Raw genomic sequence first — 13,831 nt, 5'->3', positions numbered from 1 at the left:
GTTCCATGACCGAAATCAACACGGCGCGAACCAGCCTCGAGGACGTCGAGGAAGCGCTCAAGGACGTCATTGACCCCGAGCTCGGGGTCAATATTGTGGACTTGGGCCTCCTTTACGGACTCAAGTACTCCGACGACGACGGCGCGCTCCTGATCGACATGACACTGACCACGGCGGCCTGTCCGCTGACGGACGTGCTTGAAGAGCAGGTTGGCAAGTCCCTTGACGGCGTAGTTGATGACTGGCGCCTGAACTGGGTATGGATGCCGCCATGGGGTCCCGAGCGGATTACCGATGACGGCAAGGACCAGATGCGGGCCCTCGGCTTCAACATCTGATCAGCATTCGCCCGCTCAGCGGGTATAAGGAAGGGTTCCGGGTATATCACCCGGAACCCTTCCTTTTTCATTTCGTCGTGCCTTATGGAGCAGTTACACCGAAGGTGTCGCACTTGTTGATGTCTCCGGTGGTGTACCCCTGATAGAACCATTTCTGCCGTTGTTCGCTGGAACCGTGCGTCCATGACTCGGGTGAGACGCGGCCGGTGGCTGCTTCCTGGATGCGATCGTCGCCGACTGCGGAAGCGGCGGAGAGCGCATCCTGCAGGTCCTGCTGGGTGAGGGGGTCAAGGAACGGTTTGCCGCTGGCGTCCGTTTGAGTCGTGGCATGCCGGACCCACAGCCCCGCATAGCAATCAGCTTGGAGTTCCACCCGGACGGCTCCTGATTGGGGCCCCTGCGGGTCCTGTTGCGCCTGATCAAGGTTTCCGAGGACATTCTGGATATGGTGTCCAAACTCGTGAGCCACTACATATTCCTGTGCAAGAGGACCACCGGAGGAGCCAAAGCGGGTCACCAGTTCATCGAAGAAGCCGGGGTCGAAGTAGGCAGTGGTGTCTGCAGGGCAGTAAAACGGACCCACGGCACTCGTGGCAGCCCCACAGCCGGTGTTGGTGGCTTCGCTGAAGATCACTGTCTTTGGACGCGGGTACTGGACGTTGTAGTCCGCCAGGTAATCAGGCCAGAATGCATTCAGACTGTTCACCGTGCCGGTGATCCGACAGTCCAGTCGTTTGTCCGCGTCGGCACCGGTCTGGCATTCCTGGAGGCCGCCTGCTCCCGCACTGCCGCTTTCGACGGCGGGGGGTTGGCCTCCGCCCCCGGTCAGGTCCCCAAGGATGTTGGGATTGATGCCAAAGAGTGCCAGGAGCAGCACCACTATGCCGCCGCCGATGCCACCACCTATTTTTGTCCCGCGGCCCATGCCACTGCCGCGTCGGTCCTCCACCTGGGAGGGGTCAAGCTGTGCGCCGTCATTGAAACTCATACAGTCAGAATAGACGTCACTTTTGGTGCCCGGTGCCGGACACTGCCGTAAAATTGTTTGGATGCCTTTCCTGGATAAACTTCAGCTCTGGGCCGAGGAGCGCCCCCACCACACCGCCGTCGTTGTGGGTAGCGGCCGGCTCACCTGGTCGGGACTCCGCGACGCCGCAGCCGGCCTGGTGGGGTCTGCCCCAGCCACTACTGTTCTGGCTGAGCCCAACTCTGTCCGCTTCGTGGAACGCTATGCGGCTGCTGTTGCGGGGGAGCGTCGCTGTGCCGTTCTGGACCCGGAGTGGCCTGCACCGATGATCGATGAAGTTTCTTCCCGCGTCCTCGGGACCAGCAGGCCGGTTGAGGCGGAACTGGTGGACGGGGATCCGGCGAGCACCTTCCTTATCGGCTTGACGTCCGGGACCACGTCGGTTCCCAAAGCCTTCACCAGGTCCCGGCGTTCATGGCAGATGTCGTTCGAGGCCTCCGTAGAGTTTTTTGGCCTCTCACAGGACGATCGGACCCTTGCCCCCGGGCCGTTATCGGCCAGCCTGAACCTCTACGCCCTCTCGGAGTGCCTGTACGCGGGCGCAGCTTTTCACACCCTTGAATCCTTCGACGTCGGCGACGCCCATGCTGCCATCAACCACGATGGCATCACCCGCCTGGTCCTGGCTCCCACGGCGCTGAGGTTGCTTAGCGAGAGGGGATTGGCCGGGGACGTTGATGCTTCCGGCATCCGCAGCATCATCTGCGCGGGTTCCAAGTTGGATGCCCGTACGTTGGAGGCGGCTCGTCGGTGGGCTCCACACGCGGCCATCTTCGAGTACTACGGTGCCTCTGAGTTGAGCTTTGTCTCCGGTACCCGACTGGCTGCGGGTGAACCGTTGGACGCCGGCGGTACAGGCATCGGCCTGCCATTTCCGGGGGTAGAGCTGAACATCCTCGATGACGCGGGCAGGGCACTCCCGGAGGGCGAGCACGGAAACATTAGTGTCCGCAGCCCAATGGTCAGCAACGGCTACCTGTGGGGCGACGACGGGCAGGCCTTGCGATGCCTGGATGGCTGGTACACGGTGGGAGACCAGGGCTTTCTGGAGAACGGTACCCTTCACATCCTTGGCAGGCGCTCGGACATGATCATCACCTCGGGAAAGAACGTCTACCCGCATGAGGTTGAGCTTGCCGTCGCATCCGTACCCGGTGTGGATGTTGCTGTTGCCGCTGGTGCGCCCGACGACATCCGCGGCCAAAAGGTGATTGCCGGCGTCGTTCCTGCCTGTGGTGCGCTTACTGCCACCCAGCTCCGCACGGGCCTGGATGGGCTGCTGGCACGGGACAAATGGCCAGTGCAGTACTTCGTGTTGTCGGAACTGCCCATGACGGACCGGGGCAAGATCAGCAGAAAAGTCCTCCTGGACTGGGTCAAGAATCATGACCCCCGGGCGCGGGCCCTTGCATAGCGGCGAGCCCTTGCATAGCGGCGGGCCCTTGCCTATGGCGAAGTCTTTGAGCAACCGTTCAGGTTTGCTCAGCGGATCCGATGAGGCACGGCAGCCGGTGATCATTGCTGCGCTGAGGTCGCCGATTTGCCGCGCCAACGGTCAGCTGAAGAGTCTCCGCGCGCCGGACCTCCTGGCACCTTTACTGGAGTCCCTCGTGGAAGCAGTAGGGGTGGAGCCCGGGGACGTGGAGGACGTGATCATGGGGAACGCCGTGGGCGGCGGCGGGAATGTGGCCAGGTTCGCCGCGCTCCAGGCTGGTTTGCCCATCAGTGTTCCAGGCATCACTGTTGACCGCCAGTGCGGCTCCGGCCTTGACGCCATTGCTCTGGCATCCCGGCTGGTTGCCGCCGGCGGTGACCCGCTGTTTCTGGCTGGCGGCGTTGAGAGTATTAGTACTGCGCCGGTACGGGCAAATAGGAGCGACGACGGCGGACTCGACTTCTACTCCCGGGCCAGCTTTGTGCCGCAACGGTTCGGGGACCCTGACATGGGTGTTGCGGCGGAGAACGTCGCACGTCAATTCGGCGTGACGCGCCAGAGACAGGACGAGTACGCTCTCCGGAGCCATCATCGAGCCGTTGAAGCCGCCAGAACGGGAGTCTTTGCGGAGGAGATTGTTCCGCTTCAAGGCAAAGAAAAACTGGTGGACTCTGACGATGGCCCCAGGGCTTCACTGCGCGCCCCGCTGATGGCGAGGTTCCCTGCAGCATTCGTGGCGGGCGGTTCAGTCACGGCAGCGAACTCATGCTTCGACGCGGACGCAGCGTCCGCCGTCGTCGTGACGTCGCTGAAACGCGCCCGTGCGCTTGGCGCGGTTGACGGGATGGTGGTTTTGGGCTGCCACACTGCGGGGGTTGATCCGGAACTCCTTGGTATCGGAGCCGCCCATGCTGCCCAAGGGCTTCTGGAGCGCCACGCACTGGCCGCAGCAGAGATTGATCTGGTGGAGTTCAACGAGGCCTTCGCCTCCCAGGCCATCGCCTGCCTGGAGTACCTGGGAGTTGATCCTCAAAAAGCGAACCTTGACGGCGGAGCGCTGGCCTTGGGTCATGGCTACGGAGCCTCCGGCGCGGTCCTGGTCACCCGCTTGATGGCGCAGGCGCGCCGCAGCCATGCATTGCGGGGCGAGAGCGCGCTGGCGTTGGCAATGATCAGCATCGCGGGAGGCATGGGAACCGCAGCTTTGCTGCAGTACATACGGCTCTAGCACCATGGTCCAGGCGCCTCCCGGCTTAGTCCCTCTCCGGTTCCCCCAGCCCACGGGCTGCCAACGCGTCACCGGTCTGGCGGGCATACGCCACTGTAGTGATGAAGACGGGAAGTACCAGTGCGCGGGGATTGCGTTCAAGGCCGCGTGCCCGCGCTGAGTCCCGCACGTCAGAGAATGCGCCAGCGATGAAGGGGATGCTCCTGAGCATTACGGCGATAGTCAGGGCGAAACGTTCCGGGTCGGCACCGAAACGACGGAATGGTTTTGCCATGGCCACCACGCCGTCAAGCAGGTCCTGCACGGGAGTTGTTGCCGTCAGGACTGATGCTGCCACCACACAGACGAGCACGTTCAGCACTATTCGGGCCGCCGTGGGCCCACCGAGTTGCCACCATTGAAAGAGTCCAATTACCAGCAGGATAGGCGCCACTAACCAGATAGCCCGGAGAAGTCGATGGAAGCCGGCGCCGGTGAGCAAGAACATTCCGCACATGATGAGGAAAATCATCAGCGAAACGGCCCAGTCCACAATAAGGAAGGACGCCGCTCCGCAGGCCGCCACCACCAGGAACTTCGCCCATAGGGGAGTGCGGTGGATGATCGAATCTCCACGAACATAGTTCGCAATCAAGAAACCATGGCCTCTCACTTGGACACATCACCCAAGCGGGCACCAGGCAGCGGAGCCGCGCAGAGCTCACGGTATCGGGCGACGCCCCCGGCAGCATCGCCGTCGAACACGATGCGCCCGGCCTCCACCACCAGCACCCGGTCCATATCAAGCGCGAGGTCGAGATCATGCGTGGACATGATGACCTGCTGGCCCAGTCCTGCTACCGTACGCCGCAGGAGTTCGCGGTTCCGGAGGTCCAGGAGAGTGGATGGTTCGTCCAGAACCAGCACAGCGGGTTCGACGGCAAGGACTGCGGCCAGGGCCAGCAGCTGCCTTTCCCCGCCGGAAAGTTCATAGATGCTTTGATCGGCCAGATGCAGCAAGCCGAATCGATCCAGGACTACTTCTGCCCGGGCCGCCCGCTCCTTCGAATTCCTGATGGAACGGCGCAGGGACAGTTCAACGTCTTCCCGGCCAGTGGGCATCACCAGTTGGGACAGGGGATCGGTGAAAACGAAACCCACATTGCCCCGGACACGACGGACGTCGGCAACAGTGTTGTCCCCGTGGACCGCTACAGAGCCTTCACTCGGTTCAACCAAGCCATTGATGAGCCTCAGGAGCGTGGACTTCCCGGAACCGTTGGCACCGATTACTCCGATCCGGCGCTCTGTCAGGTTCAGGGAAAAATCGTGCAGCAGGGTTTTGGGCGTGTCGCTGCCATCGACTGTGACACGCACCGAAACCCTGCTGAAACTGATGGAATTCATGGAGCGATTGTTTCCGTTTTACTTGACCCGACGTACCAGGACATCCGGGAAGGCTTTGTGGATTGCCATGGCGATGATCACAGCCAGGACGTTCTTAATGATATCTCCGGGGACAAAGGGGAGATCGGCGAGGAAGGCCTTGGGAAAGTCCAACTTGGCGTTGACCATCATGCCAAGGACACCCAAAGCGTGGATGACAACGATGCTGCTGACCATGGTTGCAGCGAAGAGCCACAGGGCACGGAACTTCACCGTCCTGCGGATGACCACCGATGCGAGGTAGCCGGTTGCGGCTGCCGCCATCGGAAACGCAATGATGTAACCGGCAGAGGGCGTGGCGAGGATGCCCAACCCGCTGCGGCCTCCACTGAAGATCGGCAGCCCGGCGAAACCAAGCAACACATACAGCCCGACGGCGGCGAACCCGCGCCCGGCTCCCAGCACCAATCCGCTGAGCATCACCGTCAGGGTCACCAAAGTAATAGGAACACCAAGGGCGCCCACCGGGATGCCGGGGAGGATCGCGGAGGCAGCTACGAGGGCAGCGAAAACAGCAATAAGGCCAAGGTCGGTGGCAGTCCAGCGTTTTCGGGAGGATGCGGTGCGCTGAGGCGTGTCAACGGAAGTGGAAGAGTTGGTCTGGCTCATGACGGTCCTATCGGATGTAATGCGATGCGATGAAAGTTCTTGTTTCCCCTGTTCTTGAGAGTACGGAGGGGACGGCAGCGGGATTTTGGAGTCTTTCCACAACACTGGCCCGGAATTCTTTGGCCGTCGGCACAGTTTTCTCCTTTGCTGGCCCGATGTCAGGCCGCGGCCCGGGTACCGGTAGACTTGAACAGGCTGTTCTCACGGCCACCCCGCCGCACTTATCGGACCCACCGGTCCCCGCGAGCGTTCCCCATTGAAAGGCATCACCCGAATTGATTACCGTCCAGGACCTCGAACTCCGCGCCGGCGCACGCCTGCTCATGGACCAGGTCAACTTCAGGGTGGACAAAGGGGACAAAATTGGACTCGTCGGGCGTAACGGCGCCGGCAAGACCACCCTTACCCGGGTCCTCGCAGGCGAAGGGCTTCCCGCAGGCGGTAAAGTCACCCGCAGCGGTGAGATCGGTTACCTGCCGCAGGATCCCCGGACCCCGGACATGGAACAGCTGGCACGGGACCGCATCCTTTCCGCTCGCGGCCTCGATGTAGTGGTAGGCAAGCTGAAGAAGGCCCACGAGGACATGGCCAGCGATGACGCCGCCGTCCAGCGCAAAGCAATGAACCGCTATGACCGGCTTGAGGCTGAGTTCCTCTCCGGTGGCGGTTACGCAGCGGAAGCTGAAGCCGCCGCCATCTCCTCAAACCTTGCGCTGCCGGACCGTCTCCTCAACCAGCCCCTCAAGACCCTCTCCGGTGGCCAGCGCCGCCGTGTGGAACTGGCGCGCATCCTTTACTCCGATGCCGAGACCCTGCTGCTGGACGAACCCACAAACCACCTCGACGCCGACTCCATCACGTGGTTGCGCGACTTCCTCAAGAACCACCAGGGTGGCCTGATCGTGATCAGCCACGACACGGACTTGCTCGAAGCAACCGTCAACAAGGTGTTCTTGTTGGATGCCAACCGTGCCCAGATCGACTACTACAACATGGACTGGAAGCGCTACTTGCTCCAGCGCGAAACGGATGAGCGCGCCAGGAAGCGTGAACGCGCCAACGCAGAAAAGAAGGCCCAGGTCCTGATTGACCAGGCAAACAAGATGCGCGCCAAGGCAACCAAAGCTGTTGCAGCCCAAAACATGGCCAAGCGTGCTGAACGGCTCCTGAGCGGTTTGGAGGCCGTGCGCGAAAACGACCGCGTGGCCGCACTGCGCTTCCCTGATCCATCACCTTGCGGCAAGACACCGCTGACCGCGGAAGGGCTGAGCAAGTCCTACGGTTCCTTGGAGATTTTCACAGACGTGGACCTGGCCATCGACCGAGGCTCCAAGGTGGTTATTCTTGGCTTGAACGGCGCCGGTAAGACCACCCTGTTGCGCATGCTTGCCGGCGTGGACAAGCCGGATACCGGCGACATCATCCCCGGGCATGGCCTCAAGGTGGGCTACTACGCCCAGGAACATGAAACGCTCGACGTCGACCGCACGGTCCTGGAAAATATGCGGTCTTCGGCTCCGGACATGAAGGACGCTGAAGTCCGCGGCATCCTGGGTTCGTTCCTGTTCTCCGGCGACGACGTCGACAAACCTGCCGGCGTCCTTTCCGGCGGCGAAAAGACCCGCCTGGCCCTGGCTACTATCGTGGCCTCCAGCGCCAACGTGCTGCTCCTCGATGAGCCCACCAACAACCTGGACCCCGCCAGCCGTGCCGAAATCCTGGGCGCGCTCAAGAACTACAGCGGCGCAGTGGTCATGGTCAGCCACGACGAAGGCGCAGTGTCAGCGTTGAATCCGGAACGCGTTGTTTTGCTTCCGGACGGCGTAGAGGACCACTGGAACGAAGACTACCTGGACCTGATCACGCTCGCTTAAGCCTGCCTGGCGGTCCGCTGCGCGGTGCTGTGTGGTTGCGTGCGCTGGCTTGCGTCCGCTGCGCGGCGTGGTTGATGTGCCGCGTGCTCGCTCGTTCCTCGCTTGGACGCACGCTACGCACATCAACCTCTCCGCTCCGCTGGTGGCCAAGTCACCTCATGCGAGTTATCGAACCGGCAGGGGTTCGGCGGCGGTGATGCGTGCTAGTTCTTCGTAGCTGATGGAAAACATGGAGTTGTGGTCTCCGGCTCCTGCCCACAGCAGTGGGTGTTCTTGGAGTGAAGTGTCCAGGATGGTTCTTAGCTTCTTTGGGTGGCCCAGTGGCGCTACTCCGCCTACCTCCTGGCCGGTGTGTTCCAGCACGAAGTCGGGCTTGGCGCGGCGAATCTTTGCTGTGCGCAGTTGTGTCGCTACCAGTTGCGTATCCACCTTGGCCGCACCACTGGCGAGGATGAGCAAAGGTGCGCCATCGAGCTCGAAAATCAGGCTGTTGGTGATGGCAGCAACTTCGCACCCCAGAACAGCGGCAGCGGCGGCCGCCGTCGGGACCTTGTCCTCGAAAATCCGGACGGTGTCCTGAGCGCCGGCAAGAATCAACGCTGACTTTACGTTGAGGACAGAGCCAGGGATTGAATCAGTAGCCTTGTGCATCCAGGATTGCGTCTTCCTCTTCTTCGGACGTTGGCCGCTTGTTCTTACGCGGAGCAGGCGCGCGCTTGGGAGGAGTACCTCCGGCTGCGAGAATCTGTTCGTCCTCTTCCTCTTCAGCATCAATTGCAGCGTTTCGGGCCTGTTGCCGTGCCGCGTAGCCAAAGCCGATGAACATCAGGACGCCAAAGGCGAACCATTGTAAAGAGTAGGAAAGGTGTGTTCCTTCTTCAGTGGCAGGCTTGGGGAAGGGAGTGGGCATCGGCTGCACCGACGGATTTTCACTGGCAAGTTGCCCGTACGCACCTGTGGCGATCGGATAGGGAAGTTCTCCTGCGAAGCTCGCCAGGTCAATGGAGGCCAGCTGACCATCCACCGCGCCACGGTCCAACTTGGGTTCGGCGGGCTTAAGGCGTGCCACCACTGTGACTTCACCCGTGGGAGGAGCCGGAATAACGTCAGGGCGGCCTGGCGTGTTGTTGCCGATGGGCAGCCAACCGCGGTCGATTACCACAGCTTCGCCGGTGGTCAGCCTGAAAGGAACAACGACGTCGTAGCCCGGCTGGCCGTTGAGGGGCCGGTTGCGCACAACCCTCTGGCCATCCAGGTCATAGCTGCCGCGCAGCTCAACCTGCGTCCATTCCCTTTCAGGGTCCAAGGTGTCGAATTGGCCCTTGATCTCCGAGTACGGGATGGGGGTGGCCGAGTAGTTACTCACCACGCGATTGATTTCCGCCAGCGTTTCAGCCCTGCGGTCCATCTGCCAACGGCCCAGGAAAACACAGGCTGTGGCGAAAATAACAGCCAGCACGAAGTACCCCAGCCACTTGCTGGAGAACAGAAAACGGTACATTCAGCCAGCCTCATTCGCTGTTGTTTGACTGGCCGTAAACGGGAGAATTTCTTTCCAGAGGCCACGCGTCTGCAGGTAATCCTCCAGCCAGTCCCGGTGTTCACCGCACGAAAGCCACACCTTACGGCGATCGGGGGTGTGAATGCGCGGATTGTTCCACAAGAGCTGCCACTCTGCGCCGGCACGGCACCCTTTGCGGGAGCACGTGGCCGGTCCTGTGGCGCGTTCGGACTCCCCGCTGGCCCTACCTTGGCCGCCGAGGTTGAAAATATTCATGAAGCCGCCCGTTCGTCGCCGGGATGTCCGGCCTCGCTCGCATGGCCCGTGGCGGGGCCTTCTGGTTTGCCCGGTGTTTCGTCATCCACCAGTTCCCCTTGGAGTACTGTTGGCGCGTCCACAGGAGGTTCTTCAGGCTCGGGGGAGCGTTCAAGTTCAGGGACGGCCACGTAGTCCAGCAAGGACTCACTGTGGTCCTCGGCTTTGTCATTGCCGTTGGCTATCACCACCGCAATCCACGGCAGGAAGACAGCGCCTGCGATGGCAATGATCTTGAACCAGCCATCAACCACGAAAATCAGAATGATGCAGACCATGCGAATACCCATGGCTACCGCGTACTTGATCATGCGATCACGCATGTCTTCGGAGTGCGCGGCAGCGGCATCCGTGATGCTGTGGACCTCGGGGTCGCCGGAAAAAGCGTCCGGTTCCCCGGGCACTTGCTGCAGGGGACTGTTTTCTCGTGTCACAACTGAATCATCACGCTCCAAAGGCCTTCCCCAATTCTCTCACCAAGGGCGTACCCACCCAAACCGCGCTGATCACCGGTTACCCGCCGGTTGCGGCGGGCTGCAGATAGGATCAACACAGGAAAATCCCTCTCTCTCATAGCGGCATGGCAATGCCGCGGAACCTGGAGCGAAAGCATGTCTGAAGCAGCATCCACCGGCCGCAGCGTCCTCATTACCGGCGGCAACCGGGGCATTGGCCTCGCTATTGCCGAATCGTTCCTTGCCAACGGCGACAACGTTGCCGTCACCTACCGAAGTGAATCAGAACTGCCTGAGGGGATCCTGGGGGTTAAGGCCGACGTCACGGACGAGGCGTCAATCGACGCTGCATTCAAAATCGTTGAAGAAGCCCATGGACCGGTGGAGGTCCTGGTTGCCAACGCAGGTATCACCAAGGACACGCTGTTGTTGCGGATGAGCGAGGACGACTTCACCTCAGTTCTGGACACCAACCTCACCGGCGCTTTCCGTGTTATCAAGCGGGCATCCAAGGGCATGATCAGATTGCGCAAGGGCCGCGTCGTCCTCATCTCCTCTGTCTCCGGGCTGTACGGCGCTCCTGGCCAGATCAACTACTCGGCTTCCAAGGCAGGCATGGTGGGCATCGCGCGATCCCTGACGCGCGAACTCGGCAGCCGGGGTATAACGGCCAACGTTGTCGCACCCGGCTTCATCAACACAGACATGACTGCCGAATTGCCCGAGGAAACTCAGAAGTCCTACCTGGCCAGCGTTCCTGCGGGACGCTTCGCCGAAGCTTCCGAGGTAGCAAACGTTGTGCGCTGGATTGCCAGTGACGAGGCCGCATACATTTCAGGAGCCGTGATTCCAGTAGATGGCGGCTTGGGGATGGGCCACTAGGCAACTAGTCTGGACGGCAGTTTTTGTTCGGGAGCCACAACGTATTTCATGCGTCCCGCTGGCAAGATGGAACCCGAGCCCACGGAATTTTGGATGAAGTGAACAAAAGGAGCACGAATGGGAATGCTGGATAACAAGACCGCGATCGTTACGGGGTCCTCCCGCGGAATCGGTGCCGAAGTTGCCAAGATCCTCGCAGGTGAGGGTGCCGCCGTCGTGGTCAACTACCGGCAGAAGGCGCCTCGCGCCAACAAGGTAGTAGCCGGAATCCAGGCATCGGGTGGGCGTGCCGCCGCGGTAGGTGCGGACCTCACTACCGATGAAGGTGTTCACGCACTGGCAAGTACCGCCATGGAGGAATTCGGCTCCCTGGACATCCTGGTCCTCAATGCCTCCGGCGGCATGGAATCGGGCATGGAGGAAGGGTACGCACTCAAGTTGAACCGCGATGCCCAGGTCAACATGCTCAATGCAGCCGTTCCCCTCATGCCCGAGGGCTCCCGGGTGGTCTTTGTCACCAGCCACCAGGCGCACTTTGTGGAGACCGTACCCACCATGCCCGAGTATGAGCCTGTGGCGAAGAGCAAGCGGGCCGGCGAGGACGCCCTGCGCGCTCTCCTGCCCAACCTTGCGGATAAGGGCATCTCTCTTGTTGTTGTTTCCGGGGACATGATCGAGGGCACCGTGACGGCCACTTTGCTTGATCGCTCCAACCCGGGAGCCATTGAAGCGCGCCGCGCAGAGGCCGGCAAGCTGTACTCCGTTGAGGAGTTCGCGGCTGAGGTTGCCAAGATGGTAACCGCCGACGTCGAAACCGGTCACACCGAATATGTGGGCGGTGCCGACTACTTCGACAAGACGTCCGAGTAGCCAGCAGCGCACACCCCTCCAGCAGCGGTCCGGGACACGAGTCCCGGGCCGCTGCTGCGTTAACGAGCGGATACTCCAGGAAAATGACGATTTCATAAATAGTTCAGTTTTTCGCATCACGAAATGCAAATTGTTGTTTCAGTTATATCGCTTTGCATTATGGGATTTCATCTGATTGACTCTCAAAAGCGCCCTCGTCCTTGATTTTATGCGGGCCGCACAACCCAGGTGGAAAGTCCATGCCACGCCTGCCACCTCAGATAGCAGTGGAAGCTTCGCGGAGGACTCACAGGGGCGTTTATTGTCCCATTGCCTTAGGAGCTTTCTTTGGACCTGTTATTGCACGCAGAAGATATTCATGCCTCGTATGAGCATCGACGAATCCTTAAAGGCGTTGCACTTTCGTTAGGACGCGGCGAGATCCTGGGTCTGATCGGAACAAACGGTGCAGGCAAAACCACTTTGATGGGCGTACTGGCCGGTTCCCACCAACACGAAACCGGGCTCATGACCCTTGCCGGGGAAAAGTACGCGCCGGAAGGCATCGAGGAAGCTCAAGCGTGCGGCGTTGGCCTCATCCCGCAGAACTTCACGATCGACCCCCAACTAACCATCGCAAGCGCCATTTTTCGCGGCACTTTCCAGGCCGACAAGCCGCATGGGGAACTCCGCGACCAAGCAAGCGAACTGATACGGGAGATCGGCGTCAGCTTGGATCCCGACGCCAGGATCGGATCGCTCATCCGTGCTGAACAGGCTCTGGTGGAAGTGCTGAGGATGGTTGCCGAAGAAGCTCAGTTGGTGATCATGGACGAGGTGGCTGCCTCGCTTCCTGACCATGACGTCGCCGTACTCCATCAGGTGTTGCGGATGCTGGTCAGTCAAGGACGGGCCATCATTTACATCACGCATCGCCTGGACGAGGTCCGATCCATTGCGCATCGCATAGCCGTCCTCAGGGAAGGCCGGGTGCACAAGATCCTGGAGGCCAGCCGCACCAACGTCGAGGAACTGGCCTTCCTTCTGCTTCAGCATGAGCTCGAAAGCAGCTCCCGGCCCAGCGATGCCCCTGACGGTGATGAACTCCTGCGGGTAGTGGGCCTCGGCATGGAGGACAAAGTTCGCGACGTTACTTTCAATGTGGCCAAAGGCGAGATTTTCGGGCTGGTGGGAACTCATCGCTCAGGGGTCTACGAGCTGGTCGAAGCGCTTGCCGGCGTCCGTCCCGGCACCTCGGGAAACATCTTCATCCACGGCCAGGAAGTGACAGTTCGCACGGTGCAGGATGCCCGCCGCTTGAAAATCGGATACTTGTCCGATGCTGTTGAAGATCCCAGTGGCACAGGGACCATTGTGGAAGGCCTTCAGCTCAGCCCTGATGAGGGAGAGCCGAATCTTCGGGATGAGATCACACAGCTGCGCGGAGTTGCCGACGTGATTCGACGCATGCGCATCAGCACCACCAACATCCACGGAAATATCAGCACGCTGTCGGGCGGCGACCGTCAGAAAGTGCAGCTGGCCAGATGGATGGCCACTGACTGTGATGTATTGATCCTCAGCCATCCAAGCCGCGGCATAGACATCGGCGCCAAGGAAGCCGTTTACCGGATGCTCAACGAGCTCAGCCAAACAGGCGTGGGCATCATCCTCCTGTCCTCCGATCTGTCCGAACTGATCAGCTGGTGCCACAGGGTTGGTGTAATGCGCGACGGCGAACTAGTCACCATCGAGGCTAATGCCAATACCAACGAGGACGTCCTGATACACCATATGTTGGGCGTGAAGTTCGAATCGGGCGGCAGCGATGCGAGGCGTGTGAGGACCTAACCCGAGCGGTCTTCGCTGCGAAAAAAAGGGGGCGGTGGCGCA

15 protein-coding genes are annotated in these 13,831 nt (G+C 60.9%); 7 read left to right on the top strand and 8 right to left on the bottom strand.

Going from position 1 to position 13,831, the window contains the following annotated elements:
- The first annotated feature begins 5 nt into the window (after window positions 1-5).
- Window positions 6-338, top strand: a complete 333-nt coding sequence (locus BACI9J_RS10020; protein ID WP_089595078.1) for a metal-sulfur cluster assembly factor — start codon at window positions 6-8, stop codon at window positions 336-338.
- Window positions 339-420: 82 nt separating this feature from the next.
- On the opposite strand, the gene ypfJ is transcribed toward BACI9J_RS10020, so the two are convergent.
- Window positions 421-1,326 (bottom strand): KPN_02809 family neutral zinc metallopeptidase, encoded by a 906-nt coding sequence (gene ypfJ / locus BACI9J_RS10015; protein ID WP_159734241.1) that lies wholly within the window; start codon window positions 1,324-1,326, stop codon window positions 421-423.
- A 61-nt stretch (window positions 1,327-1,387) separates the two neighbouring features.
- Between ypfJ and BACI9J_RS10010 the strand changes: the two genes are divergently transcribed.
- Window positions 1,388-2,779 (top strand): class I adenylate-forming enzyme family protein, encoded by a 1,392-nt coding sequence (locus BACI9J_RS10010; RefSeq protein WP_159734240.1) that lies wholly within the window; start codon window positions 1,388-1,390, stop codon window positions 2,777-2,779.
- A 34-nt stretch (window positions 2,780-2,813) separates the two neighbouring features.
- Window positions 2,814-4,028, top strand: a complete 1,215-nt coding sequence (locus BACI9J_RS10005; protein ID WP_236558639.1) for a thiolase family protein — start codon at window positions 2,814-2,816, stop codon at window positions 4,026-4,028.
- A 25-nt stretch (window positions 4,029-4,053) separates the two neighbouring features.
- Here the strand turns inward: BACI9J_RS10005 and BACI9J_RS10000 are convergent, their stop codons facing one another.
- From BACI9J_RS10000 to BACI9J_RS09990, 3 genes are read right to left on the bottom strand one after another with little or no spacing between them, the layout of a single operon-like run.
- Entirely contained in the window at window positions 4,054-4,680 is a 627-nt protein-coding gene (locus BACI9J_RS10000) for an energy-coupling factor transporter transmembrane component T family protein (protein ID WP_159734238.1), read from the bottom strand.
- On the bottom strand, window positions 4,677-5,414 hold the full coding sequence (locus BACI9J_RS09995) for an energy-coupling factor ABC transporter ATP-binding protein (protein WP_159734237.1): 738 nt from the start codon (window positions 5,412-5,414) through the stop codon (window positions 4,677-4,679). The genes BACI9J_RS10000 and BACI9J_RS09995 overlap by 4 nt, the downstream gene beginning before the upstream one ends.
- A gap of 18 nt (window positions 5,415-5,432) precedes the next feature.
- Window positions 5,433-6,062 (bottom strand): biotin transporter BioY, encoded by a 630-nt coding sequence (locus BACI9J_RS09990; RefSeq protein WP_159734236.1) that lies wholly within the window; start codon window positions 6,060-6,062, stop codon window positions 5,433-5,435.
- A 275-nt stretch (window positions 6,063-6,337) separates the two neighbouring features.
- On the opposite strand from BACI9J_RS09990, the gene BACI9J_RS09985 reads away from it, so the two are divergent.
- Window positions 6,338-7,936: an ABC-F family ATP-binding cassette domain-containing protein gene (locus tag BACI9J_RS09985; RefSeq protein ID WP_062068715.1), complete on the top strand. Its 1,599-nt coding sequence runs from the start codon at window positions 6,338-6,340 to the stop codon at window positions 7,934-7,936.
- Between the two features lie 165 nt (window positions 7,937-8,101).
- Here the strand turns inward: BACI9J_RS09985 and BACI9J_RS09980 are convergent, their stop codons facing one another.
- Genes BACI9J_RS09980 through BACI9J_RS09965 form a run of 4 tightly spaced genes read right to left on the bottom strand, consistent with a single transcriptional unit; the run spans window position 8,102 to window position 10,207 of the window.
- Window positions 8,102-8,587 (bottom strand): YbaK/EbsC family protein, encoded by a 486-nt coding sequence (locus BACI9J_RS09980; protein ID WP_159734235.1) that lies wholly within the window; start codon window positions 8,585-8,587, stop codon window positions 8,102-8,104.
- A complete protein-coding gene (locus BACI9J_RS09975) occupies window positions 8,571-9,437 on the bottom strand; it encodes an SURF1 family cytochrome oxidase biogenesis protein (protein WP_159734234.1) in 867 nt (288 codons plus the stop codon). The genes BACI9J_RS09980 and BACI9J_RS09975 overlap by 17 nt, the downstream gene beginning before the upstream one ends.
- On the bottom strand, window positions 9,438-9,713 hold the full coding sequence (locus BACI9J_RS09970; protein ID WP_159734233.1) for a hypothetical protein: 276 nt from the start codon (window positions 9,711-9,713) through the stop codon (window positions 9,438-9,440).
- Complete coding sequence (locus BACI9J_RS09965; RefSeq protein ID WP_159734232.1) at window positions 9,710-10,207, bottom strand: DUF3099 domain-containing protein; 498 nt, start codon at window positions 10,205-10,207, stop codon at window positions 9,710-9,712. The genes BACI9J_RS09970 and BACI9J_RS09965 overlap by 4 nt, the downstream gene beginning before the upstream one ends.
- A 156-nt stretch (window positions 10,208-10,363) precedes the next feature.
- On the opposite strand from BACI9J_RS09965, the gene BACI9J_RS09960 reads away from it, so the two are divergent.
- The 3 genes from BACI9J_RS09960 to BACI9J_RS09950 all read left to right on the top strand — a co-directional run bounded on the left by BACI9J_RS09960 (window position 10,364) and on the right by BACI9J_RS09950 (window position 13,789).
- A complete protein-coding gene (locus tag BACI9J_RS09960) occupies window positions 10,364-11,089 on the top strand; it encodes a beta-ketoacyl-ACP reductase (protein WP_159734231.1) in 726 nt (241 codons plus the stop codon).
- Window positions 11,090-11,206: 117 nt separating this feature from the next.
- Window positions 11,207-11,959 (top strand): SDR family oxidoreductase, encoded by a 753-nt coding sequence (locus tag BACI9J_RS09955; protein ID WP_159734230.1) that lies wholly within the window; start codon window positions 11,207-11,209, stop codon window positions 11,957-11,959.
- A gap of 327 nt (window positions 11,960-12,286) precedes the next feature.
- Window positions 12,287-13,789, top strand: coding sequence for a sugar ABC transporter ATP-binding protein (locus BACI9J_RS09950; protein ID WP_159734229.1), 1,503 nt, complete (start codon window positions 12,287-12,289; stop codon window positions 13,787-13,789).
- Window positions 13,790-13,831: the final 42 nt, after the last annotated feature.

It is taken from the genome of Arthrobacter sp. 9V (assembly GCF_902506065.1).
GTDB lineage: Bacteria > Actinomycetota > Actinomycetes > Actinomycetales > Micrococcaceae > Arthrobacter.
Note: the sequence above shows the minus strand (reverse complement) of the source record. Positions and strands in the feature narration are given on the sequence as shown.

Coding starts and splice junctions, on each gene's coding strand:
- BACI9J_RS09955 (WP_159734230.1), top strand. CDS start 11,207: ATGGGAATGCTGGATAACAAGACCGCGATCGTTACGGGGTCCTCCCGC.
- BACI9J_RS09995 (WP_159734237.1), bottom strand. CDS start 5,414: ATGAATTCCATCAGTTTCAGCAGGGTTTCGGTGCGTGTCACAGTCGAT.
- BACI9J_RS09960 (WP_159734231.1), top strand. CDS start 10,364: ATGTCTGAAGCAGCATCCACCGGCCGCAGCGTCCTCATTACCGGCGGC.
- BACI9J_RS10020 (WP_089595078.1), top strand. CDS start 6: ATGACCGAAATCAACACGGCGCGAACCAGCCTCGAGGACGTCGAGGAA.
- BACI9J_RS09970 (WP_159734233.1), bottom strand. CDS start 9,713: ATGAATATTTTCAACCTCGGCGGCCAAGGTAGGGCCAGCGGGGAGTCC.
- BACI9J_RS09980 (WP_159734235.1), bottom strand. CDS start 8,587: ATGCACAAGGCTACTGATTCAATCCCTGGCTCTGTCCTCAACGTAAAG.
- BACI9J_RS09975 (WP_159734234.1), bottom strand. CDS start 9,437: ATGTACCGTTTTCTGTTCTCCAGCAAGTGGCTGGGGTACTTCGTGCTG.
- BACI9J_RS10005 (WP_236558639.1), top strand. CDS start 2,814: ATGGCGAAGTCTTTGAGCAACCGTTCAGGTTTGCTCAGCGGATCCGAT.
- BACI9J_RS09990 (WP_159734236.1), bottom strand. CDS start 6,062: ATGAGCCAGACCAACTCTTCCACTTCCGTTGACACGCCTCAGCGCACC.
- ypfJ (WP_159734241.1), bottom strand. CDS start 1,326: ATGAGTTTCAATGACGGCGCACAGCTTGACCCCTCCCAGGTGGAGGAC.
- BACI9J_RS10010 (WP_159734240.1), top strand. CDS start 1,388: ATGCCTTTCCTGGATAAACTTCAGCTCTGGGCCGAGGAGCGCCCCCAC.